The following is a 25,039-nucleotide window of genomic DNA, read 5'->3' as shown; positions in this document are numbered from 1 at the left end:
AGTCATTTATATGTCAAAAACAATTGCAATCAACGCCGGTAGTTCAAGTTTAAAATGGCAATTATTCGAAATGCCATCAGAAACAGTTATCGCTAAAGGAATCGTAGAAAGAATTGGGTTACCAGAATCAATCTTTACAATCAAATATGGCGAAGGTCAAAAATTTGAAGAAGTATTAGACATTAATGATCATGAATTTGCAGTAGAGATGTTACTAAAACAATTATTAGAATTGAACATTATCGCAAGCTTTAACGAAATTACTGGCGTAGGACATCGTGTCGTTGCTGGTGGAGAAATCTTTAAAGATTCAGCTTTAATTACAGATGAAGTATTAGGACAAATTGAAGACTTATCAGAATTAGCTCCGTTACACAACCCAGCAAATGCTACAGGAATCCGTGCATTCAAAAAATTATTACCAGAAATTACAAGTGTTGCAGTATTTGATACTTCTTTCCATACAACAATGCCTAAGAAGAGCTATTTATACAGCATTCCAATGAAATATTATGAAGATTTTGCAGCCCGTAAATATGGTGCTCACGGAACTTCACATAAATTTGTTTCAGAACGTGCAGCAGAAATGTTAGGTCGTCCTCTTGAAGAGTTAAAATTAATCTCTTGTCACCTAGGAAACGGCGCTTCAATTACTGCTATTGACGGTGGGAAATCAGTTGACACATCAATGGGCTTCACACCACTTGCAGGTGTAACAATGGGAACTCGTTCTGGCGATATTGATCCTTCATTAATTGCCTACTTAATGGGTAAATTAAACATTACAGATATCAACGAATTCATCAACATTTTAAATAAAGAATCTGGTTTACTAGGCTTATCTGAAATTTCAAGCGATATGCGTGATCTTGAAGTAGCCCAATTAACAGATGACAATGCAAACATTGCATTACGTATCTTTGCAGATCGCATTAAAAAATACATTGGTTCATACATTGCAACAATGAATGGTGTTGACGCAATCATCTTTACAGCAGGAATCGGCGAAAACGATATCCATATGCGTAAAGAAATCATTGACGGTATTACTGTTTTTGGTTGTGAAATGGATGCAGAATTAAACAATGTTCGTAGTGATGAACGTGTTATTTCAACTGCTGACTCAAAAGTTAAAGTACTCTTGATTCCAACAGATGAAGAAGTAATGATCGCTCGTGATGTAGAACGTTTATCGAAATAAAAAGACAAACTAAAACATCCCTTCAACAATTGGAGGGATGTTTTAGTTTTCAATGAATTGAAAAAAGAATTAGGGCGTAACATGTAAAAAACTAAATGTGTAAATTTATACCAGACAAGACTATATCTTGTCTGGCTTTTTTATGATCGCAGTACTGTAACATCTAGCACTCCAACAAAATTATGGTAAATGCCTATCGCTTATGAGCTTTGAAAATGTCGATCTGATTCAAGAATTTCTATACTCTCGATTAAGGCATTTACTACAAAATTTTTTAATTCTTGTTGTTTTGCTTCATAATCTTTTAAAAATTTCATAAACGTTCTTGAAAAAAAGTAGCAATGTTATTTTTATTCAATCCTATGATAATATTATCAAGTTCAGTAATTAGTTTTTTTTAACTCTGCTTTAGTTCTCATTCTAATGTTATCTAGTTCATAGCCAAGTACAATACAAAGTAAGAATTGTAATTTTGTATTTATAGTTTTTAGTTCGAAACACTTCCTATTCCATGTTATTAATACTAATGAATTTTAGAATTTGATAAGATTATAATTTTATATAGAATATTATTCGTAAAAAAAGATAATTGTGTTATAATTAAGAAAGCGTATTGTTATAAAATTATTAAAAGAAATGAGACGAAGCCATTGGGAAAGAAGACAGAACATCATCTCTATGAAAATATAAACACACACTGTTTTCATATTATTTTTGATTTTGATGAAAATGGTAATGTTTGTCAAAGTGAGGACGAATGGTGTGAAGAGATTTTTACTCAAATTCCATATTTTGCTTTTGGAGATAAAAAAGCTAGGGAAAAATTTGATGCTGAGGAAAATGTTGTTAAAAATTCTATGAAATTATTATATAATATTAAAGAGATTCAAGAAGCTAATACAGATTATCTGGAGAATCCGAAACAACCAGATGACGGTAAATATTTAAACAGAGGTGAATTTGGTGAGTTAATACTCTATTACCTTTTGAAAAAGAAACTCAATAAACCGCAACTAATATCAAAAATTTATTTTAAAGATACCTACAATGCAGTAGTTCATGGATTTGATGCTGTTCACTATGACAAAATTACGAACGAGCTATGGATTGGAGAGAGTAAACTTTACACAAGTAAATATCATGCTTTGAGAGAACTTGAGGGGGATTTAACTAGTCACTTTAATCAGAATTTTTTTGGTCAAGAATTCACAATAATTAGTGATAGATTCAAAGACTTGGGAGTAGATAATAGTGAGTTAGAAAGTTTAATTGATCCAAATTCAAAATTTTTATCTAAGTTAGTTAGCATGAATGCTTGTTTTTTTGCCTTATTCAATGATCCGATTTTAGATTCTTTCTCTTACGAACCTGCTAGTGATAATATTTCGCAAACCTTCTTAGAGAAGTTAAAAAAATCTGTTCAAAAAACTCGAGAAAACTTTGACCAAAATACGAATAATTTTCCTTATAAGAATAGTTTGAAAATACATTTATTCTTATTTCCAGTTCAAAATAAACAGTCTTTAGTGAAGAAACTTCATGAAAAACTGAAGAAGGAGCAAATATGAAATGAAGGATGCGTTGCAAGATTTAGATAAAAGTTTTGACATTGCTAACCATATTTCTCAAAAACAAGATATTGATACATTGGTTTCAGTAATGGACTATTGGGAATATATTCATGAAAAAACAAAACCTATTTTTTCCGATCTTCTTGAAAGTTTTGGTTTTTATCCCTATTTAAATGACAAAGAGATTCTAGGAACTGCAGCATTAATTCGAAATGAATATCATAAATCAAATTTTTTAGAAAATGTCTCTGGTAAAAATATAACTTTTCACTATGAACAAAAAATACTTGAAGAAAAGTTATCAAATAAACAGAATCTTCTTGTTTCTGCTCCAACAAGTTTCGGAAAAAGCTTATTAATTGATGAATTCGTTGCAAGGAAAATGTACAATAATATTATCATAATTCAGCCAACTCTTGCATTAATTGATGAAACAAGAAGAAAATTAAAAAAATTTGAAGACTTCTATAACATTGTTGTTAATACAAAACAAGAAATAAAAGAGTCTAATTTGTTTATACTCACAAGCGAACGAGTCTTAGAAATCCTTCCAAATATTAATTCCGTTGATTTATTTATAGTTGACGAATTTTATAAAATTTCAAATAAGAAGAAAGATGAACGAGTTAGTCATCTGAATATTGCATTTTATAAAGTGATGTTAAAACAACCTCAACTATTGCTACTAACCCCAAATATAGATAGTGTGAGTTCAGAATTTTTGGATAAATACAATTTAGAGTTTTTTAAGACAGATTATAGCTTAGTAAAACAAGATGTTACTAAAATAGATTCGAATAATAAAAATGGTTCATGGAATAGAAAAAATAATAATGATAAGCAACGAATGTTATTTGAACTTTTAGATATCTTGAAAAGTAAATCAGAGCCAACTATTGTTTATGTTAAATCTCCACAGCAAGCTGAAAATTTAGCCAACGCTTATATTAAAACGATGAGAGCAGTCAATATAAAAACTTTCTCAATTTTTGAATGGATAGATGAAAATATTTCTTCAAAATGGCAATTAAAACAATTCTTAGCCCATGGTATTGGCATACATAATGGTCAATATCCTCGTCATGTCGTCAATTCGCAACTTGAATATTTTAATAATGGAGAAATAGATATAATTTTCGCCACTACATCGTTAATTGAGGGGGTGAATACTATTGCAAAAAATATTGTAATTTATGATATGTACAAAGGGAATCCTAAAATCACATATTTTGATTTTAACAATATTAAAGGACGTGCTGGACGGATGATGAAATATTATACAGGAAATATTTATTATTTTGATAACCCTCCTGAAAAGGAAGATGAAAATCTTGATATACCTATCATTGAACAAGATAAAGAATTACAGAGTGAAATACTAGTGAATTTAGAGTCAAGTGATGTTAAAGCCGAGCGACAGGCTGATTTCTATAAATTAACAGAAGGAATTCCAAATGAACTATTTGAAATATTTAAAAGTAATTATTATGATATCTATAGTCAAACAAGATTATATGAGTATCTTAAGACCCATACAGATGATTTAAAAACGATAGTATGGTCATCCACTCCTACTCGTGAGAAATTACAGACGACTTTAAAGATAGTAAGCCATGTTCTTGATGGGAATACTGGAAATTCACACACATTTATCGCTGGTAAATGTTGGCAAATTATACATAATAATTTGCTAGGTGCTATTAATCAGCAGATAGATTGGAATAGACAAAGTGTAAAGAACACAGAAGAAATTTTAATTAATTTATCTATATCTCAAATTTTATCTTTCATAAAAAATGAAGCAAAGTACAAAATTCCAAGAAAACTTAGTATTTTAGAGAGCATAGTAAATTATGTTTCACTTAATGAAAAAGCAGACTATTCCTTATTTATTGCAATGCTTGAAAACGAAGGTATCGATGATAGTGTCAGTATATTATTGGATTATGGTGTTCCTTCTTCTGCTTTAAAAAAAATTAAATATGTTCCACAGGATAATCCTCTTACTTATATAAAAAATAACTTATATAAATTTAGTCTCAGTCAATATGAATTATCTATTTTGGAAAATGTACTTTAGAAAAATATAATAGTCAGATAAACCAGTAAATCTTAAATTACTGGTTTATTATTTGTTTGCCTAGACGAAAAAGTTCCTTTTTCTACGAGTTTAAACACTTGGGCTAATGTCTGTAAATATAAAAATTTAAAAATATGTAGAATGGTCATGGATTAAAATAGGGTTTCAACTTAAAGACGGTAAAGAAACCAAAAGAAAGAAACTGCAATTTTTAAGATTTTTTTGTTTTTGGGAGGATAAGATTATTAATTTTTATATTACTGTTCCTTATAGATATCGAAAAGAACTTGTTGTAATTTGAGTCCTTTTTTATTTTTCTCTATAAAAATTAATAATTGAGAGAGGTAGTAAGACGAAAAAAAACCTGCAACTACTAAAGTTACAGGTTTATTACTGATTGATCGTAAGCCTTTGTTTACCTTTTACAATTTAATTTTTGACAAATAGTGTTTTATTGGTACTTGACAATTACCTTCTGTTTTACTATTTCTCTTTTTTATCAGGTAATTTATTTTCTAAATCAGTACGAACAACTAAGACGTCGCACGTTGCTTGACGAATAACGTATTCTGAAACAGAACCGATAAAAATTCGTTCTACCGCATTAAGACCAGTAGCACCGACCATAATCAAATCAATGTCTTGTTCTTCTGGAATTTGTTTGGCAATAATTGCTTTTGGTGAACCATACTCAATCGTATAACGAACATCTTCAACATCATGATTTTTTGCATAACGTTGATACTCTTCCATGGTGTTTTTAGCTTGTTCGGTAGCTTGTTCTGCCATTGCGCCATCAAAGCTAGAAACGCTTTGGAAAGCTCTTGTATCAATAACATGAACCAAAACCAATGCAGCCTCGTTACGATTTGCTACATAAACAGCCTTTTTAAAAGCTAATTCAGCTTCCTCAGATCCATCGACAGCAACTAAAATACGTTTGTATTGTTGTAACATGTTCATCCACTCCTCTTCAATTCATGATATAATAAGAATCAAATGCGTTCTTCTATCTTTATTTTACAACAAAAACTTGAAACTTGAAACTTAAAACCTTTGTAAAGTCTATTTTAGTTAAAAGAAAGGATTTTTTATCCATGCAAAAAGGGGATATTTTAATTAGTGAAGCTTTTTTAGAACCAAAGTTTATTCTTTTTAAAGCCTATTGTGAAGAACAACAAATTTTCTATTTAAAGGATATCAACCGTGAACTTATTGAACAATTTGCAGAAGTTAAAGGCATTGGTGGCGTGAAGATGGCTGCAATTATTGAACGTTTAGCAGGCCCCGTTGGAAATTTACAATTAGAATTACTAGATATTAGTCAACTAAAAAAGAAGTAAACTATCCATTTATGTAGACAGTTTACTTCTTTTTTTAATTAATTCTGCGATTAAGCCCTATTACGAAGAACACCATTAAAAAGCTTGTTATGGCAAGAAAGGTTAACCAAAGCCATTGTTGATGATAAAAAACTAAAAAACAGGCGAATAACCCAAAAATCAACATTAAGTAGCCATAAGATTTAAAAAATTTTTGATTAAACTGATGTTGTTCTTTTTGCTCATTAATAATTAAGACGCTTGCTTTTCCACTTAATAGGAAGAAAGCAATTGCAAATAAAATCAATGCAAAAATAACCATTAAAATTGTCATTAATCATGATTCCTTTCTAACAATCTATTTTCATCTATAGCATAGCATAAAATCAATCGAATTTGAATGAATGTTAGTTGTTCTTGATTTAAGTAATATTTGATAGTAAAATTAGGTTAACCTAAAAAGCTATGAATGGAGGAGATTAATTGGGGTTAAATGAAAATAAGCAAGACAAAGATAAATTTGGGAAACGAATTGCAATCCCCAAAAATGCGTCTTCCTTTAGAAAGCTGCTTGCTTTTATGGGGCCAGGGGCGTTGATTGCAGTTGGCTATGTAGATCCAGGGAATTGGGCAACATCGATTGCTGGAGGCTCTTCTTTTGGGTATTTGCTATTATCTGTTATTCTATTATCAAACTTGATGGCGGTGTTGTTACAGTCGTTAAGTGCTAAATTGGGAATTGCGACAGAAAAAGATTTAGCCGAGCTATGTCGAGATGAATATGGAAAAAAAAGAGCGATTTTGTTATGGATTTTGGCACAGTTAGCTATTATTGCAACAGATTTAGCTGAAGTTATTGGAGCAGCAATCGCATTAAAGTTACTTTTTGGAATTCCGCTATTATACGGTGTATTGATTACATCCTTAGATATTTTATTGCTCTTATTTTTACAGCACAAAGGATTCAAATGGATTGAACGGATTGTCATTACTCTAATGACGACAATTTTTATCTGTTTTTCAATTGAATTATTTTTAAGTAAACCAGAATTTAGAGAAATTATGGTAGGCTTTTTACCCCATACAGAAGTAGTAACGAATCCTAAAGTTCTGTATTTAGCATTGGGAATTCTCGGGGCAACGGTCATGCCACATAATTTATATTTACATTCGTCAATTGTCCAAAGTAGAGCCTATGAACGGACACCAGCAGGAAAAAAAGAGGCGACTAAATTTGCTTTTCTTGACTCAACGATTAATTTGACGTTTGCTTTATTAATCAATGCAGCTATTTTAATCCTTGCAGCGGCAACCTTCTATAAAACTGGGCAATACAATGTGGTTGGGATTGAAGATACGTATCAACTTTTGAATGGGACATTAGGTTCGAGTATTGCGAGTACGATATTTGCAGTTGCCTTATTAGCAAGTGGACAAAATTCAACTTTAACAGGTACCATGGCAGGGCAAATTATCATGGAAGGCTTCTTAAACTTAAAGATACCTGCTTGGTTAAGTCGTTTGGGAACGCGTTTATTTGCAATTGTTCCAGCTGTTATTGTAACGATTATTGCAGGACAAAGGGGAACGGATGAATTACTATTATTAAGTCAAGTAATTTTATCGATGCAGTTACCGTTTGCAATTTTTCCTTTAATTCAATTTACTAGTAATGAGCGTTTGATGGGGGATTTGAAAAACGGGAAAGTCGTCAATAGCCTAGCCTGGTTTATTGGTTTGTTGATTACAGGCTTAAACATATATTTACTAACAACATTCTTTTAAGAAAAAACAGGTAATGCTTGCCATTGCTTGTTTTTTTTGCAAAAAAAGTCACCTTCTATTGCTAGAAGATGACTCCAAAATATAAATTTTAAAAAAGAAATCCGGTGATGCCGTTTTCGCGTTCAGGTAGTGTTGATCCCGCATACATGCAGGTGGGCTCCGCTGTCAAATATCTAACTACCAAAGGTAAAGGCTTGTTATCCATTTGAATCAGTTTGGATCCCGAGGTCGTACTATTTGTTCGGTCAGCACATTTATTGAACAATTCGTACATCTCAGAATTCTTATCTTTATAGTAGCATATGCTTTTTTTATTTTCAAGTTTCAATGCTTAAAATCTGCCAATAATTCAAGTGAAAAAATTTTTAAGAACTATCAGGATTTCTTTTTCATTTTATTGATGGTGTCATATTGTCTAGCTAAACTATCTTCATATTTGCCAGTGTGATTTGGTTCAAAATAAACGGCATTTTTCAGCTTATCTGGCAAGTATTGTTGATTCACCCAAGCGCCAGGAAAAGAGTGTGGGTATTTGTAATCGACGCCACGGCCTAATTCCTTTGCACCACTGTAGTGAGAATCTTTTAAATGATCTGGAACGTCCCCACTTTTACCAGCACGAATATCGCTTAGTGCTGCATCAATCGCTACGTAAGTCGAATTTGATTTAGGGGAAAGGCATAAATCAACAACTGCATTTGCTAAAGGAATTCTGGCTTCCGGAAAGCCAAGTTTTTCAGCTGCTTGCACGGCAGTTACAGTTCTGGCAGCAGCAGCAGGATTTGCTAAGCCAATGTCTTCATAGGCAATCACCATTAGTCTTCGGGCGATGATAGGCAAGTCACCGGCTTCAACTAAACGCCCCATATAGTGAAGAGCAGCATTTACATCACTGCCGCGAACAGATTTTTGTAAAGCGGAAATGACATCATAATGAGCATCGCCATCTTTATCATGAGTCAGAGCTTTTCTTTGCAAGCATTCTTCAGCAATTTCAAGTGTAATTACAATAACACCATCTTGATTTGGTTTAGTTGAGCGAACGGCTAATTCTAAACCATTTAAAGAACTACGAACGTCGCCATTTGTTGCTCTAGCAAAATGAAGCATCGCCTCTGGGCTGATTTCAATAGTTAAACTGCCTAAACCTTTATCAGAATCTTTTATAGCTCGTTCTAATGCGGATTCAATCTCTTCAATTTGTAAAGGTTTTAATTCAAAGATTTGTGTTCTACTTCGAATCGCTGGGTTAATAGTAATATAAGGATTTTCAGTTGTTGCTCCAATCATAATTACGCGCCCATTTTCAAGGTGAGGCAATAAAAAATCTTGTTTAGGCTTATCTAAACGATGAACTTCATCTAGTAATAAAATAACAGTTCCGCTCATTTTTGCTTCTTCAACGACGATTTGTAAGTCTTTTTTTGAATCTGTTGCTGCATTTAACGTGCGAAATGCAAATTGAGTAGAACCCGCAATCGCACTGGCGATACTTGTTTTTCCAATGCCAGGAGGGCCGTATAAAATCATAGAGGAAAGCATTTTAGCTTCCACCATTCGTCTAATAATTTTGCCTTCTCCAACGAGATGCTGTTGTCCAACAATTTGGTCGATGTTTGTTGGCCGCATTCTAAAAGCTAAAGGTTGATTCATAGTAACCTCCTTATTAAAATAATCTTATTTCAATTATACCACTTTCTAACAAGAGCTTCCACAAAATAAGAACGTATGTTTAGTTTGGTGTGAAAGTCTAAAAATATTCAAAGGAAAGCGGTTAAATCAATGTTTTTCCTTACGTTTATCAAAAACTATGATATAGTAATTGGTGTATGGAGGGATAGAAATGGATATTTACAAACAGTTATTGTACATTTTAAGTTTTTCATTTTTAGGAGAAGTGTTGTCAAAAGTTTTCACTTTACCGATTCCAGGAAGTGTGATAGGGATGTTGCTCTTATTTTTAGCACTACAATTTAAGCTGCTAAAAGTAAAAGATGTGGAGACGGTTGGAGGCTTTTTGCTTGGAAATTTAAGTATTTTATTTTTACCAGCAGGAGTTGGTATTATGGTTTATTTTCCAGTAATTAAAGACACATGGTGGTTATTATTGATTATTTCGTTACTCACAACAGCTTTTACAATTGGTTTTGTAGGCTTAATCGTTCAAGGTGTAAAACGTAAATTTGAAGATAACAGTGTTGACTTACCTAAAGATAGAAAGGATGACGCAAAAAGTGTATCAAGAACTTACAAGTAATCCGATGTTTGGCCTTATCCTGTCAATTGCGATGTATTTAGGAGCCTTGGCTATTTTTAAGAGGTTTCCATTTCCATTATTGAATCCGCTCGTGTTAGCGACTATTTTTATTATTTTATTTTTAAAAATTACTAAGATTCCTTATGAAAATTATTACAAGGGTGGCGAAATTTTAAATATTTTAATCACGCCAGCTACTGTGGCCTTAGGTATCCCATTGTATAATACATTTCATTTATTAAAAAAACATGTTCGTTCAATTATGACAGGAATTTTACTTGGTACGATCACAAGTACTTTTTTTACAGGTATTCTTGCAGTATTATTTCACTTGAAAAAAGATATTATGGTATCAATCATGCCAAAATCAGTTACAACAGCAATAGCCTTAGGGATTTCTGAGAAAATGCACGGGATCGCAACGGTTACTCTCGTTATTGTAATTATTACAGGGATCATTGGTTCAATCATTGGACCTTCAATTTTGAAAGCTTTAAAAGTTACTGATCCAGTGGCCCAAGGAGTTGCCTTAGGCAGTGCTGCTCACGCAATAGGAACATCAAGAGCATTAGAATTAGGGCCAATTGAAGGGGCCATGTCAGGATTAGCAATCGGAGTGACAGGAGTAGTAACAGTTTTCGTTGCGCCTTTAATGACACAACTTGTATTAGCCCTGTTTTAAGCTAATTTAAAACAAGATTTTAAGTTCATTTGACTTGAAATTTTGTTTTTTTTTAACTTTAAAAGGAGTTTTATTTATCTTACCTTCATTTCTATTTGAGAATATCTAAAGAATTGATTAAAATAAGGTGCAATTTGGTCCGTTTTTTGAGATAATAAGTAGTGACTTTAATGAAAAGTGAATAGCATCTTGTAAATAGAACCATTAAAAGAAATAAGTAGTAAATGTATGATGCAGAAAGGAGTTCATCAATGACCGATTCATCGAAAAGACCCAACATCAAATTGTCTTTTAATCCAGTTCCACTTGAAGAAACGAAAGAAATCACCAATCAAATGGTGGATCATGTAAAAGAGACATTAAATGAATTGATTACCGACTCCGTGTCAAAAGTGAATTCAGAAAACCTGAAACGTTTTGAAGAAAAAGAAGCAGCTCTTGAAAGAGAATATCAAGAAGCATTAAATGAATTAGTGACTGAATATGAAGAAAAGAAACGTACTCTAGAAAAGCAAATTGCCATTAAAGAGCAAGCTATTTTAAGAGATGCTAAATTACAAGCAGAATCGATTTTACAAAAGGCCTTTGATGAATCTAATGAAATGTATGGTTTTGTTCAAAATGAAATTACTGAACTAAAGGATCAATTAATTGTTTATCAAAAAGAAATGGAACAAGAAAAAATTCGTCAAGACAGTGAATTAGCAAACCGATTAGACGAATTAAATAAAATATATGAAGCAAAACACCGCCAATTAGAAGAGGAACTTGTTGAAAGAGAACAAGCGCTATTAAAAGACGCCAAAATCGAAGCGGAAAAAACAAAAAATGAAGCTAAAAAAGAGTCAACGGAATTATTAGATGAAACAAAAGTCGAAGTACAAGATTTAAAAGAACTTGCAACTTCTGAGATTATATCTGATAAAGCAGCTCATCAAGCCAAAGTCTCAGATGATTTTTTACGTCTGAATAAAGAGAAAGAGTGGTTCTCATTGTATCAAGAGCAAGTAGAAGAGCGTTATGCTGATAAAGAACAAAAACTCTATCAAAAAACTCAAGCAGAATTAGATCAATTAGAATTAAAAGTTCATGAATTGCAAAACCAAACAGATTTTTATCAGGATATCGATGAACAACGCAAAGAAAAATCATTTTCAACAGGTTTATACATCTGTTTGATTGCGGCAGTCAATGTGATTTTATTGAGTGTCTTTCGTCAAGCCACAGTTATTCTACCAATTTTAACAGCTATTTTAGGATGTTACTTGATCTACACCACATTAACAGATGGTCGTTTTGAAAAGAAAACAAAAAAAGTAGCGAAGAAAAATGAGTGGTTGATTGAAAAAAATGATCAATTCAAAAAACAAATTCAAGATTTAGAAACTCAAATAGCGGATCTAACAGCTGAAAACAGCTCATTAGCTGAAAATATTCAAACACATGCTGAATTAATCAAAACAGTTCAATCGTTAGAAGTTCAATTAGAAGAAGAACAAATTGATCGTAAATTGATTGAGTCTGAAAATATGAATTTGCGTCAACGATTGATGGAAAATAAATAGGGAATTCTTTAAGACCTCTTAACTTTAGATTAAGGGGTTTTTTATTATTTCTATAGTTAGATGATAATAAGTGACAACTTTTCAACAATTTAATTAAATCCTGTAATTATTAGAAAGATACAAGTTCAATACTTTTGAAATTAGAAACGAGTAAGTTATAATAAGTAAGTGATAAATTTATTAAAAGGAGTCTAGGGATATGACGGAACAATCTTCCTATGAAAAAGTAAAAGAATTTCATGACGTATTTCATCCTGCTAAAAATATAGAGCCAACGGCTTTTACGCCAGAAGAAGCACTACATAGAGCCTCATTTACGACAGAAGAAATGATTGAGTTTTTATATGCGAGTGTAGGCGGAAACGAAGCAGACTTCGATCAATTAATAAATCAGTGGAAAGGTGAGATTGAAAAAACACTCACAAAAATTAAAACGGAGCAAAAACCAGTTGAAGATATCTTAATTGGACAAGTAGATGCCCTAACGGATGCAACTTATTTTAATTATGGTTCATTTGTATTAATGGGCGTGAATCCAACACCTATTTTTAATATTGTTCATAAAGCCAATATGGGAAAACTATTTCCAGATGGCCGGCCACGGTATCGACCTGACAACGGAAAAGTAATGAAACCTGATAATTGGGAACAAGATTTTGCACCAGAACCAAAAATTAAAGCTGAAATTATCAATCAAAAAAATAATAAGTAGAGGTTTAAACGAATGACTCAACTATCAGAACTATTAAAAAAAGCAGCACTTGGACCAGCCTTCAATGAAGGGAAGTTTGGGATTGAAAAAGAAGGACTACGAGTAACAGAGTCTGGTAAATTAGCCTTGACTCCGCATCCAACGATTTTTGGGAATCGTAGCTATAACCCTTATATTCAAACCGATTTTAGTGAGTCACAATTAGAATTGGTAACCGCACCAACTGAATCGACTCAGACAATGAATCGTTGGCTAATGGCGATTCATGATGTCGTTGAACGCTCATTACCACTAAACGAATATATTTGGCCAATGAGTATGCCCATCGGATTGCCAGCAGAAAGTGATATTCAAGTAGCTCAATTTGACGATCCTACAGCAGTGGCTTATCGTGAACATTTAGCTGAAAAATATGGAAAGAAAAAGCAAATGGTTTGTGGCATTCATTATAACTATGAAATCAATGAAAAATTATTGATAGCTTTATTTAAACAACAAACCGCAATTACTTCTTTAATTGAATTTAAGTCGCATGTCTACATGAAATTAGCAAAAAACTTTCTTCGTTACAGGTGGTTATTGACGTATTTATTAGGTGCCTCCCCAGTTGCAACCGATGATTTTTATACCGATAAAGAACAGCCATTGAATACCTATGTTCGAAGTATTCGTAGCAGCCATTATGGTTATGTGAATTCAGAAGATGTCAAAGTGTCTTTTGAATCATTAGAAACGTATATTTCCGATATTCAGCAGCTTGTAGCAACAGGTGTGCTAAGTGAAGAAAAAGAATTCTATTCTCCAGTTCGAATTCGCGGGACAAAAAAAGTTAAGGAATTGGCTTCAAAAGGGATTCAATATTTAGAATTTCGGATATTTGATTTAAATCCGTATGCAGCATTTGGAATGACAGAAAAGGATATGGAATTTATTCATCTCTTTTTAATGACGTTGATTTGGCTAGATGAGACGGCGACTGTTTCAGATATTGAAAAAGGTAAAAAATACAATGAAGCAACTGCCTTAGCTCATCCTTATGAAATTTCAGCCTACCAAGCAGAAGGCCTAGCGTTAGTTGAGAAGATGCAAGAAATGATTGCGACACTTTCACTATCAACCGAACAAGCAGCATTAGTTGAAGAAGCTAAAAGACAATTGCTTGAACCTAAAGAAACCATTGCTGGACGCTTAGTAACGGATATTGAAAAACAAGGCTCTTATCAACTGGTAGGGTTAGCGTTGGCAAAACAATATAAAGCAGAAGCCTTAGAAAAAAGCTACAACTTGAGAGGTTTTGAAGGAATGGAATTGTCTACTCAATTATTGATGTTTGATAGTATTCAAAAAGGAATTGAAGTGGAGATTTTAGATGAAAGCGAACAGTTTTTAAAGCTGACTCATGAAGATCATGTAGAGTATGTTAAAAATGCCAATATGACTTCTAAAGACCAATACATTGCCCCTTTAATTATGGAGAATAAAGTAGTCACAAAGAAAGTTCTTGAATCAGCAGGTTTCCATGTACCCGCGGGAGCAGAATATGAAACTCCTGAAGAAGCAAAATCCGATTATTGGAATCATCAAGACAAGGGAATTGTAATTAAGCCAAAATCAACCAATTATGGACTAGGAATTTCAATTTTTAAAGATGGAGCATCAAAAGAAGATTATGAATTAGCAGTAGACATTGCCTTCAAAGAAGACCGTGCCATTTTAGTGGAAGAATTTATTGACGGAACTGAATATCGCTTCTTTGTTTTAGGAAACGAAACCCGCGCAATTATGTTGAGAATGCCTGCTAACGTGGTTGGCGACGGAGAACGAACGATTCAAGAGCTAGTGGCAATTAAAAATCAAGATCCATTAAGAGGAACGCATCATCGCTCACCATTAGAGCTGATTCAACTTGGTGAAATTGAGCAGTTGATGTTGAAAGAACAAGGATTTACAATAGATTCGATACCAGCAACGGGTACAATTGTTTATCTAAGAGAAAATTCCAACATCAGTACCGGTGGCGATTCCTTTGATTTAACAGATGAAATGGATGAAAGTTATAAAAAAGCAGCTGTTGAAATGACAAAAGCGCTTGGGGCGACAATAAGTGGTGTGGATTTAATCATTCCAGATCGAAGTCAGCCAAGCACACCGGGAAATCCAGGATATGCTGTGATTGAAGCGAACTTTAACCCCGCAATGCACATGCATACGTATCCTTATCAAGGAAAAGGACGTAGATTGACAAGAGACGTATTAGATTTACTTTTCCCAGAGCTAGAAATGAGAAAGAAAAAGGACACAGAGGCCTATCTATAAAAGAATTAAAAGGAACAAATAGTGTTCACTATTTGTTTCTTTTTGTAGAAAATAACCAGTCTTAATTGTTGATTTAAGAAATCCATGATAGAATTTAAAAGAAAATAGAAGCTTTAGCCAAAGTAGATTGGAGTAACCCGATGGAAAAAATATATTTAGATCACGCTGCAACAAGTCCAGTCCATCCAGAAGTCTTGGAAATCACATTTCATGCAATGAAAGAACATTACGGAAATGCTTCGAGTATTCATGGATTTGGTCGAGAAGCAAGAAAATTATTAGATGAGGCAAGAAGTGTCTTTGCTAAAAGTATTGGAGCTAAGCCTATTGAAATCGTCATGACAAGTGGCGGGACTGAAAGTGACAATACTGCAATTATCGAGACGGCTTTATCAAGAGCCCATTTCGGGAAGCATTTAATTACAACCGCTGTGGAGCATCATGCTGTTTTAGAGCCGATGGAGTATTTAGAATCAATGGGGTTTGAAGTGACTTATTTACCAGTTGATGAAACAGGATTGGTTCACTTAGAGGACTTAATTGCTGCTGTTCGTCCAGATACTAGTTTGGTATCGGTTATGTATGGCAATAATGAAGTAGGCACCATTATAAACATTCAAGAAATCGGAGCATTTCTAGCAGAAACAGAAACTTATTTTCATACCGATGCAGTTCAAGCATATGGCTTAGAAGATATTGATGTAAAGCAAGATGCAATTGATTTACTATCGGTCTCTGCCCATAAAATAAATGGACCAAAAGGAATTGGCTTTCTCTATATTAATGAAGAAATTCATTTGCCAAGCTTTATGCGAGGTGGCGAGCAAGAAACAAAACGGCGTGCAGGCACAGAGAATATCCCTGCAATCGTTGGTTTTCAAAGAGCCGTTGAAATTGCAGAACAAGAACGGAGTAAGCGTCGTGAAACCTATGATGGTTTTAGAAATCAATTAATTGAAGGATTAAAGCAAGCTGAAATTGATTTTGAAATCAATGGCAACGAAACGCATTATTTAAAACATATTCTAAATATATGGATTAAAGGCGTTTCATCTGAACAATTATTAATGAATTTAGACTTATTAGGAATTGGCATTTCAGCAGGATCAGCTTGTACTGCTGGAAATATGGAGCCTAGTCATGTACTAAGTGCTATGTTTGGCAAAAATAGTCCACGAGTAAAAGAATCTGTTCGTGTCAGTTTTGGTTTAGGTACAACAACTGAAATGATTGACGAAGCAGTAAAACAATTAAGTGTTGTAGTAAAACGATTAAAACATTCATAAAGATAGTAAGAGCAATCTTAGTATCTTTTTTTTAACGAGCGGCACACAAAGCAAGCACCATCATACCGATAAAAAATAACGTTCCAATGACTCCTTGGTATTGAAATAAATTTTCCCATTTCATATTGTTGTCCTCCTTTATAGCGAATTAGTTTAGCTAATTTCATCATAGAGGATAACAAATTAAATAAATACGAACGAAACTGTAAGGTTACGAACAACCTTGTCATTTTATAAATAGCCAACTTAATTTTTAATAAGACTGGAAGAACTACTGGAATATATGGTATAGTATTTAGGAGAAGAGGCGTTAAAGAAGGCTTTAAAGCGCTTAAAGAGTTAGAATAATTCGATGAGGTGAAATAAAATGGCATTTGAAACAGTTGCAAGTTTAGCAGGCTCACCAGATAGCTATCAAATGAGTCCAACCGTAAAAAAATACACAGTTCGAGACAATGGATTTGAAGAAACAAGTTCAGGGAATTTTCAATTTATTCGTCCATTAGATGCATCACCAGAAAACAAACAAGGAATCAAGTTGAAAATTGTAATCTCTAGAGATTTAACGCAATTAAAAATTTCAACAACTACAAGCAATGGACTTAGAGCAGTCAATCTTTTTAAAGGCGATGCGTTTAAAATGAGTATTGACAAGTATAACTTTATTATGGCTGGTTTAGTTGAGCGAGGCGTATTAGAAAAAGCGGAATAAATAATAAGAAAAAGAGAGTCGTTAACAAACGATTCTCTTTTTTTGTCTAAAAATCATAAAAAAGTCATCAATTGCTACGGTTTAATTCACGAATTCAAGCTATGATAAATAGGAAAAAAATCGAAACGGGGTTAAGCTGTGTTAAGGTTATTAGTAATAGAAGATGACCAACGATTATCAGATAATGTCGTTGAAGTCACAAAAGAATTTTTACAAAGTACGCAAGCATTTGATGGCGCAGAGGGGCTTTATTATGGGGAACAAAATATTTATGATGTCATCGTATTGGACCTTATGATGCCAGAAATGAATGGTTATCAAGTGTTGCAACAATTACGAAAACGACATATTGAAACACCGGTTTTAATGTTAACTGCAAAAGATGGAATTGATGATAAAATAAAGGGTTTTCAAGTAGGAGCAGATGACTATCTAGTAAAACCTTTTCACAGGGAAGAACTGTTAATGCGCCTAAAAGCTCTCTTAAAAAGAACTCATAGTGGTTTTCAAGAAAATCAAATTTCTCATCAAAATTTAGTTTTAAATATTCAACAAAAAACAGCTAAAGTGGGTAAAGAAAATGTTCCGCTTAATGGAAAGGAATATGATTTACTTGAGTATTTTATTCAGAATCCAGAAATGATTATTACAAAAGAACAAATTTTTGACCGAATTTGGGGATTTGATTCAGAAACATCCATTACGGTTGTTGAAGTCTATATGAGTAACTTACGTAAAAAATTGAAAAATTATCACGATCAAATTAGGATAAAAACCTTACGTAACGTTGGCTATATGTTGACGAAAGGAGAGCAAAATTGAAGAACACAATTCAGCAAAGACAACAAATTCGTTTTTTTATTTATAATGTCGTGACTTTTGCCATTATTTTTTTAATTTTTGGTTTAATCATTTACCAACAAGTTCAAAATTCGCTCTATTCATCTGTTAATAGTGAATTATTAAAACAAAAAGAACGATTAGATAAGGTGCCTCCTGTCAGTAAAGAGGGCATAGAAAATCAACCTGATTTACCGAAAAATATGGAACAAAAACGACAAGGATCGGGTCCAGGTGTTCTACCAGTAGAATGGGATAAAAATGGAAAAATCTTAAATCAAGATGCGATTGGTGAACTAAATTATGCGCTATTTAACCAATTAACCTTAGATACAACAAAATTAGGAACCGTAAAAAGCGTATCAGTAGGAGAATCTTCCTATCGATACATTGTTTTTAAAGCAAAAAATAGTATAAATCAGGATGCAGCGTACATTCAATTTATCATAAGTGTCAAAGCAGAAGAGCAACTGGCTGCTAGTTTTGGTGAAATATTGATTGTGTGCTCCATTGTTTTTTGGATTTTCTCAATTCTAGCCAGTTATGTTTTAGCCAGAAAATCAATGCGCCCTATCTTACTTTCATGGCAAAAACAAACTGAATTTGTAGAAAATGCCTCCCATGAATTGCGGACACCATTAACAATTATCCAAAATAAATTAGAAGGCTTACTTACAAAACCAAATGAGCGGATTGTAGACGAAATCGAACCAATTGCTCTCTCTCTTTCCGAAATTCGCCATTTAAGTAAACTCACGAGTGATCTATTATGGCTGTCACGAGCAGATTCCAATCAAACACTATTAACAAAAGAACCTGTCCTCTTAAATGATTTCTTAGCAGAATGTTTAGCACCATACCAAGAAATTGCTGCTAGTCAAGGAAAGTATTTTTGGACAAAATTAGCTTCGCCAGTGATTGCCGAAATCGACAAAACAAGAATCCAACAAGTTTTAGTGATTTTATTAGATAATGCGTTAAAATACACAAAAGAAAAAGAAACAATCGGCTTAGGTAGCTTTGTTGAAGGAAATTACTGGGAACTTATGATTAGCGATACAGGGTCAGGAATTGCTAAGGAAAATCAAGAACGGGTTTTTGAGCGCTTCTTTAGAGAAGAAAAATCCCGAAATCGAGGAACTGGTGGGACAGGATTAGGACTTCCTATTGCTAAATGGATAGTAGAGTTGCATCAAGGGAAAATTGAGCTGGTAGAGAACACATCGAAGGGTTGCTTGTTTAAAGTACGAATTCCCTTAACGTGAAATTGACTACTTGTAGGTTTATAAAAGGTAAGAACCTGTTCTTTTTTTAGAAGTAAGAGGGACGTGTATTGGTATATCTAGGTAATTTTCTAAAAGCAATCTTGAACTCAATCCCATCCTCTTGATTTATCCCTTAAAATGGTTATAATTAGTAAGACTGGGAAAAATACGACCTTCAAATCGTAAAGATTTTCAGAATCTATTTGAAATGATGGTGAAAAGCATGACAGACAACAGCAAAACACGTGTCGTAGTTGGCATGAGTGGCGGAGTTGACTCATCTGTTACAGCATTGCTTTTAAAAGAGCAAGGTTATGACGTGGTGGGGATTTTTATGAAGAACTGGGATGACACAAATGAAGCTGGCGTATGTACAGCAACAGAGGATTACAACGATGTAATTCAAGTGGCAAACCAAATTGGAATTCCTTATTATTCAGTGAATTTCGAAAAACAATATTGGGACAGAGTTTTCCAATACTTCTTAGATGAATACAAGCTAGGAAGAACGCCAAATCCAGACGTAATGTGTAACAAGGAAATTAAATTTAAAGCCTTCCTTGATTATGCGATGAGTTTAGGCGCTGATTATGTAGCAACTGGGCACTATGCGCAAGTAACAAGAGACGAGGACGGCGTAACGCATATGTTACGTGGAATCGATACAAATAAAGATCAAACCTATTTCTTAAATCAATTGTCACAAGAACAATTAGCTAAAACAATGTTTCCTTTAGGTGGCATGGAAAAATCAGAAGTTCGCAAAATTGCTGAAGAAGCTGGCTTAGCAACTGCTAAAAAGAAAGATTCGACAGGTGTTTGTTTTATTGGCGAACGTGATTTTAAACAATTTTTAATGAATTATTTACCAGCAAAACCAGGAAACATGGTGACAATTGATGGTGAAGTCAAAGGACAACACGATGGCTTAATGTATTATACTATTGGACAACGCCAAGGGTTAGGCATTGGTGGTGGCGGTGAATCAAGTGAACCGTGGTTTGTTGTTGGAAAAGATTTAAAAACCAATACGCTTTATGTGGGACAAGGTTTCCATCATGAACATTTATATGCTACTCACTTAGATGCAACAGATATTCATTTTACAACCTATAAAGAAATGCCAAAAACCTTTAAATGTACGGCTAAATTTCGTTATCGCCAAACAGATACAGGTGTGACGGTTCATTTAAACGAAGATGGTACAACTGCTCGTGTTGAATTTGATGAGCCTGTTAGAGCGATTACGCCAGGGCAAGCTGTTGTTTTCTATGACGGTATGGAATGCTTAGGCGGCGGAACTATTGACGTTGCTTACAATGACGCTAAAATCTTACAATATGTCTAATTAAATAAAAAAACAGTAACTGATTTCCAGTTGCTGTTTTTTTATTATCAGTCTTTCCTTGATATTTCGACAAACTTCAAGGATAATATGGGAAACATTAAAATGAAACTAGGTGAAAAAAATGACAAAACTTTATTTTGTCCGTCATGGTAAAACGGAATGGAATCTTTCACGAAAATTACAAGGTGGACAGGCTGATTCTCCGTTGCTAGAAGATAGTTTAATTGAAGCTCAATTACTTGGAGAGCAATTAAAAGAGGTTGCATTTGGACAAGTATTTGTCAGCACCCAGCTACGAGCTGTAAAAACCTGTGAAATGATGTTATCAGAATTTGTTGAAGTACCTGGCGTTACGTATGTAGATGGTTTAAAAGAGTTTGGTTTGGGAACATTAGAAGGGCAAACGATTGAAGAGGCAATTGATGCATTTCCTGAACAAATGCATCATCTTCGCAATAATGCTCATGAATACAATCCAATTGAATTTCAAGGTGAAACCTATCAAGCTTTAATTGACAGAAGTCTAGCAGTTGTTCATGAAGCCATGGAAAACTATCCCGAACAAAATCTACTATTTATTAGTCACGGCGTTACCTTAGTTGCAGTGATTCAAACGTTATTAGGCAAACCCTTATCTGATATTCGAGAAGCAGGAGGGTTAGACAACACTAGTTTGTCTGTGATAGAAGTAACACCATTAGAAATGAAGCTGATTTTATGGAATGATAAGAGTCATTTAACTTCATAAAAAAGCTCTCAGAAAAGCTAGCATCCATGCTGTGTTTATTGTAAAATTAATAGAGTTACTAACTTAAACGAGGTGTTAAGATGGATCGCAATCAAAAAGCTTTTCAACTATGGGAGCAAGGACAACCGACAGAAGCAATTGAATTGTTATTTAAAGAAATTGATACTCACCCAGAAAATATGGATAGCTACTATAATTTAGCAACCATGCTGATGCTTGCTCAAAAATATGAAGATGCGAAAGCCGTGTTAACATTAGCAAATGAAAAAAAGGCCAATCAAAGCAATATACTTTATGCATTTGGCAATTTATATTATCAAACGGCAGATTATTCACAAAGTATCTACTATTTTTCACAAGTATTTACGCAGTCCGAAACAGTCAAAAAAGATGCTGCCATTATGTTAGGTCAAAGCTATTTAGCACTAGAACAACCTAAAAAAGCACTGGTTTACCTATTGACGGCTTTTCAACTAGATGAAACGGATAGTGAACTTGCGTTGCTTTTAGGCAATGCCTTTTTACAAACTGAGGCTTTTAAAGAAGCCTATACTTATTATGATCTCACGTCAAAATTAAACCAAGAAAACAACGAAGCGTGGTTTAAAAAAGGGTTGATGGGAATGGTATTAGGTAATGAAAAAGAAACAATAGAAGCTGATTTCCAAAAATCTCAAGAACTTAACCCAGGATACTATCAACAAAATTTGACTAAACTAGAAGAAATAGAAGCTTTTTTACAAGCAAATCGTCAAGAGTAGCGTTGTAAATTAATTCAGAAAGGATGGCTATAGAAAATGGAAATGCAAGAAAATTTAAACCTGTTTGCAGGAGATGACCCTTTTGTTGTTGGGCAAGTTGCGGCTATTTTCTATCAAAATCCAACCAATTTTTACAAAGTAGTCTTGGTTCGAGTCGTAGAGACAAATTCAACATTTAAAGAAAAAGAAATTGTGGTAACAGGGAGCTTTGGTCAAATTCAAGAAGAGGAAGTCTATCGTTTTTATGGAAAATTGACAGACCATCCAAAATTTGGACTTCAATTTAACGCAGAACGCTACCAACAAGAGCGGCCCACCTCTGCTGCAGGAGTCGTTTCCTATCTTTCTAGCGATAAATTCCCAGGTATTGGGAAAAAGACAGCTGAAAGTATTGTTGATGCGTTAGGAGAATATGCAATTGATGAAATTTTACAAAATCCAGCAATCTTAAAAGGAATTCCTAGCTTAAACGATAAAAAAATTGCGATGATTTCTGAAACCTTACAAGCAGGGGACGGTATGGAGCAAATTATCATTGGATTAAATGGGTTTGGTTTTGGGAGTCAGTTAGCATTTAGTATCTACCAAACCTACCAAGAAGAAACCTTATCGATTATTCAAGAAAATCCGTATCAACTTGTTGAAGATATTGAAAATATTGGGTTTAAAAAAGCAGATAGTATTGCAGAACAGCTTGGTTTTGCAGCCGATTCACCAGCGCGTTTGCGAGCAGCTATTTTATACACATTAAACGAGATTTGCCTAAGTCAAGGAGATACGTATACTTTAGCAGAACCTTTACTAGCAGAAACTATTCGTATTTTAGAAGACAGTCGTCCCTATATGATCGAACCAGATTTTGTTGCAAATGAATTGATCGGCTTATTAGAAGAACATCGTTTGATTGAAAATGATGAAAAATTGTATATCAATACGCTGTATCATGCAGAATGGGGCGTTGCCAATTCAGTAAAGCGTTTATTAGAGCGTCAAAAGAAAATTCATTATAAAGGGCACGATATTCCAAAAGAAATTCGTCGCTTAGAAAAACGCTTGAACATCTCTTATGGAGATTCTCAAGTTAAAGCAATTGAAGAAGCGTTGACCTCGCCTTTGTTTCTTTTAACAGGTGGACCAGGGACAGGAAAGACCACTGTTTTAAACGGAATCGTCGAATTGTTTGCAGAATTAAATGGACTTTCATTGGATATTAATGATTATCACAATGCTATTTTCCCGATTTTACTAGCAGCACCAACAGGACGAGCAGCTAAACGAATGAACGAATCTACAGGGCTACCAAGTAGTACGATTCATCGTTTGCTAGGCTTAAATGGTCGAGAGAAAAACACAGATGCTTTATCTGAGCGTGAGCTAGAAGGTGGCTTACTAATCGTTGATGAAATGTCAATGGTGGACACATGGCTTGCCAATAGCCTGCTAAAGGCAGTTCCAAGTAACATGCAAGTAATATTAGTTGGCGATAAAGATCAATTGCCTTCAGTTGGACCGGGTCAAGTGTTACATGACTTATTAAAATCACAGATGATTCCCAGTATGGAATTAAATGAAATTTACCGTCAGGAAGACGGCTCTTCGATTATTCAACTAGCTCATGAAATCAAAGATGGAAAATTACCTGCCGACTTTACTAGCAACAAAAAAGACCGCTCCTTTTTCAGGTGTGAATCCCCACAAATTGAGCACGTCATTAAGCAGGTCGTTGAAAAAGCGAAAGCAAAAGGCTTTACTTCACAAGACATTCAAGTGTTGGCTCCCATGTATCGAGGTCCAGCGGGAATTGACGCACTAAATAAAATGATGCAAGAAATTTTTAATCCAAATGATACAGGCAAACGAAAAGAAGTAAAATTCAATGACAAAGTCTATCGAATTGGCGATAAGATTTTACATTTGGTAAACAATCCTGAGTCCAATGTTTTTAATGGCGATATGGGAGAAGTTGTAGGTATTCAATTAGCCAAAGAAACCGAAGATAAAGTCGATGAAATGATTATTCAATTTGATACAAATGAAGTGACTTATAAGCGAAATGAATGGAATAAAATAACGTTAGCCTATTGTTGTTCCATTCATAAATCACAAGGTAGCGAATTTAAAATGGTGATTTTACCCATGGTACGTAATTACCATCGAATGCTACGTCGCGATTTACTTTATACAGCGATTACGAGAAGTCGCGATTTGCTGATTTTATGTGGCGAACCACAGGCATTTGAGACTTGTGTGGAAAAATCATCAGATGATCGCTTAACAACTTTAAAAGAGCGTATTGTTGAAACGGATGAGGTAGAAGTTCATTTTGAACCATTAACACCAAAAAAAGTTGATTCTTTAGAAGTCGAAGAAAAACAACCTGCTGAACCGATTAAAGAAGAACAGCAACCGAAAACAGAAGAATTAAGTTTATTTGAAGCTGAGGAAACAACGACAGATCCATCAAATGAACCTATTTCCTATCATCTAACTTTAAAATTAGTCACATCCAACCAAATAAATCCTATGATTGGCATGGAAAACTGCTCACCTTATGATTTTAATTAAAAAAGCCTTAATTGCCCTATTTT

At 33.9% G+C, this 25,039-nt stretch carries 21 protein-coding genes; 18 read left to right on the top strand and 3 right to left on the bottom strand.

The features are described from left to right. Positions 1 to 10 precede the first annotated feature (10 nt). The 3 genes from AC07SW_RS01860 to AC07SW_RS01850 all read left to right on the top strand — a co-directional run bounded on the left by AC07SW_RS01860 (position 11) and on the right by AC07SW_RS01850 (position 4,852). Complete coding sequence (locus tag AC07SW_RS01860) at positions 11 to 1,201, top strand: acetate/propionate family kinase (protein ID WP_034569171.1); 1,191 nt, start codon at positions 11 to 13, stop codon at positions 1,199 to 1,201. A 650-nt stretch (positions 1,202 to 1,851) separates the two neighbouring features. Then, on the top strand, positions 1,852 to 2,769 hold the full coding sequence (locus AC07SW_RS01855) for a HamA C-terminal domain-containing protein (protein ID WP_494632144.1): 918 nt from the start codon (positions 1,852 to 1,854) through the stop codon (positions 2,767 to 2,769). Between the two features lies 1 nt (position 2,770). Then, positions 2,771 to 4,852, top strand: a complete 2,082-nt coding sequence (locus AC07SW_RS01850) for a DEAD/DEAH box helicase (RefSeq protein WP_119908180.1) — start codon at positions 2,771 to 2,773, stop codon at positions 4,850 to 4,852. A 483-nt stretch (positions 4,853 to 5,335) separates the two neighbouring features. Here AC07SW_RS01850 and AC07SW_RS01845 read toward each other — a convergent pair whose 3' ends face one another. Further along, the gene (locus AC07SW_RS01845; protein ID WP_119908179.1) at positions 5,336 to 5,809 is read right to left on the bottom strand and encodes a universal stress protein; all 474 of its coding nucleotides are present in this window, start codon (positions 5,807 to 5,809) and stop codon (positions 5,336 to 5,338) included. A gap of 140 nt (positions 5,810 to 5,949) precedes the next feature. Between AC07SW_RS01845 and AC07SW_RS01840 the strand changes: the two genes are divergently transcribed. Continuing rightward, entirely contained in the window at positions 5,950 to 6,195 is a 246-nt protein-coding gene (locus AC07SW_RS01840; RefSeq protein ID WP_135018650.1) for a hypothetical protein, read from the top strand. Between the two features lie 34 nt (positions 6,196 to 6,229). On the opposite strand, the gene AC07SW_RS01835 is transcribed toward AC07SW_RS01840, so the two are convergent. Continuing rightward, entirely contained in the window at positions 6,230 to 6,508 is a 279-nt protein-coding gene (locus AC07SW_RS01835; protein WP_034569177.1) for a hypothetical protein, read from the bottom strand. A gap of 149 nt (positions 6,509 to 6,657) precedes the next feature. Here AC07SW_RS01835 and AC07SW_RS01830 point away from each other — a divergent pair, with 149 nt between their 5' ends. Further along, entirely contained in the window at positions 6,658 to 7,959 is a 1,302-nt protein-coding gene (locus AC07SW_RS01830) for an Nramp family divalent metal transporter (RefSeq protein WP_051915618.1), read from the top strand. Positions 7,960 to 8,334: 375 nt separating this feature from the next. On the opposite strand, the gene AC07SW_RS01825 is transcribed toward AC07SW_RS01830, so the two are convergent. Then, positions 8,335 to 9,612 carry a replication-associated recombination protein A gene (locus AC07SW_RS01825; RefSeq protein ID WP_463684450.1) on the bottom strand — a complete coding sequence of 426 codons (1,278 nt, stop codon included), beginning with the start codon at positions 9,610 to 9,612 and terminating at the stop codon, positions 8,335 to 8,337. Between the two features lie 190 nt (positions 9,613 to 9,802). On the opposite strand from AC07SW_RS01825, the gene AC07SW_RS01820 reads away from it, so the two are divergent. The 13 genes from AC07SW_RS01820 (at position 9,803) to recD2 (ending at position 25,016) form a co-directional block, all read left to right on the top strand. Further along, positions 9,803 to 10,216 carry a CidA/LrgA family protein gene (locus AC07SW_RS01820; protein ID WP_034569183.1) on the top strand — a complete coding sequence of 138 codons (414 nt, stop codon included), beginning with the start codon at positions 9,803 to 9,805 and terminating at the stop codon, positions 10,214 to 10,216. Then, the gene (locus AC07SW_RS01815) at positions 10,182 to 10,898 is read left to right on the top strand and encodes an LrgB family protein (RefSeq protein WP_034569186.1); all 717 of its coding nucleotides are present in this window, start codon (positions 10,182 to 10,184) and stop codon (positions 10,896 to 10,898) included. Before AC07SW_RS01820 ends, AC07SW_RS01815 begins: the two co-directional genes overlap by 35 nt. Before the next feature lie 251 nt (positions 10,899 to 11,149). Next, on the top strand, positions 11,150 to 12,463 hold the full coding sequence (locus AC07SW_RS01810) for a coiled-coil domain-containing protein (RefSeq protein WP_135018645.1): 1,314 nt from the start codon (positions 11,150 to 11,152) through the stop codon (positions 12,461 to 12,463). Positions 12,464 to 12,662: 199 nt separating this feature from the next. After that, entirely contained in the window at positions 12,663 to 13,175 is a 513-nt protein-coding gene (locus tag AC07SW_RS01805) for a pyrophosphohydrolase domain-containing protein (protein WP_034569191.1), read from the top strand. Between the two features lie 12 nt (positions 13,176 to 13,187). Beyond that, positions 13,188 to 15,491 (top strand): bifunctional glutamate--cysteine ligase GshA/glutathione synthetase GshB, encoded by a 2,304-nt coding sequence (gene gshAB, locus AC07SW_RS01800; RefSeq protein ID WP_494632142.1) that lies wholly within the window; start codon positions 13,188 to 13,190, stop codon positions 15,489 to 15,491. 140 nt (positions 15,492 to 15,631) lie between these two features. Continuing rightward, on the top strand, positions 15,632 to 16,777 hold the full coding sequence (locus AC07SW_RS01795; RefSeq protein WP_494632141.1) for a cysteine desulfurase family protein: 1,146 nt from the start codon (positions 15,632 to 15,634) through the stop codon (positions 16,775 to 16,777). Between the two features lie 367 nt (positions 16,778 to 17,144). After that, positions 17,145 to 17,489 carry a DUF1831 domain-containing protein gene (locus tag AC07SW_RS01790; protein WP_034569195.1) on the top strand — a complete coding sequence of 115 codons (345 nt, stop codon included), beginning with the start codon at positions 17,145 to 17,147 and terminating at the stop codon, positions 17,487 to 17,489. 138 nt (positions 17,490 to 17,627) lie between these two features. Beyond that, a complete protein-coding gene (locus AC07SW_RS01785) occupies positions 17,628 to 18,311 on the top strand; it encodes a response regulator transcription factor (RefSeq protein ID WP_119908173.1) in 684 nt (227 codons plus the stop codon). Continuing rightward, positions 18,308 to 19,594 carry a sensor histidine kinase gene (locus tag AC07SW_RS01780; protein ID WP_311907580.1) on the top strand — a complete coding sequence of 429 codons (1,287 nt, stop codon included), beginning with the start codon at positions 18,308 to 18,310 and terminating at the stop codon, positions 19,592 to 19,594. The genes AC07SW_RS01785 and AC07SW_RS01780 overlap by 4 nt, the downstream gene beginning before the upstream one ends. A 211-nt stretch (positions 19,595 to 19,805) precedes the next feature. Then, positions 19,806 to 20,942, top strand: a complete 1,137-nt coding sequence (mnmA, locus tag AC07SW_RS01775; protein ID WP_109842369.1) for a tRNA 2-thiouridine(34) synthase MnmA — start codon at positions 19,806 to 19,808, stop codon at positions 20,940 to 20,942. A 121-nt stretch (positions 20,943 to 21,063) separates the two neighbouring features. After that, complete coding sequence (locus AC07SW_RS01770; protein ID WP_494632139.1) at positions 21,064 to 21,690, top strand: histidine phosphatase family protein; 627 nt, start codon at positions 21,064 to 21,066, stop codon at positions 21,688 to 21,690. Positions 21,691 to 21,770: 80 nt separating this feature from the next. Further along, positions 21,771 to 22,451, top strand: coding sequence for a tetratricopeptide repeat protein (locus AC07SW_RS01765; protein ID WP_135018638.1), 681 nt, complete (start codon positions 21,771 to 21,773; stop codon positions 22,449 to 22,451). Positions 22,452 to 22,487: 36 nt separating this feature from the next. Next, positions 22,488 to 25,016, top strand: coding sequence for an SF1B family DNA helicase RecD2 (recD2, locus tag AC07SW_RS01760; protein ID WP_494632138.1), 2,529 nt, complete (start codon positions 22,488 to 22,490; stop codon positions 25,014 to 25,016). Positions 25,017 to 25,039 lie beyond the last annotated feature (23 nt).

Source organism: Carnobacterium sp. GW821-FHT04C06 (assembly GCF_059420345.1).
The sequence above is the reverse complement of the archived record's forward strand: the minus strand, read 5'-3'. Positions and strand labels throughout refer to the sequence as shown.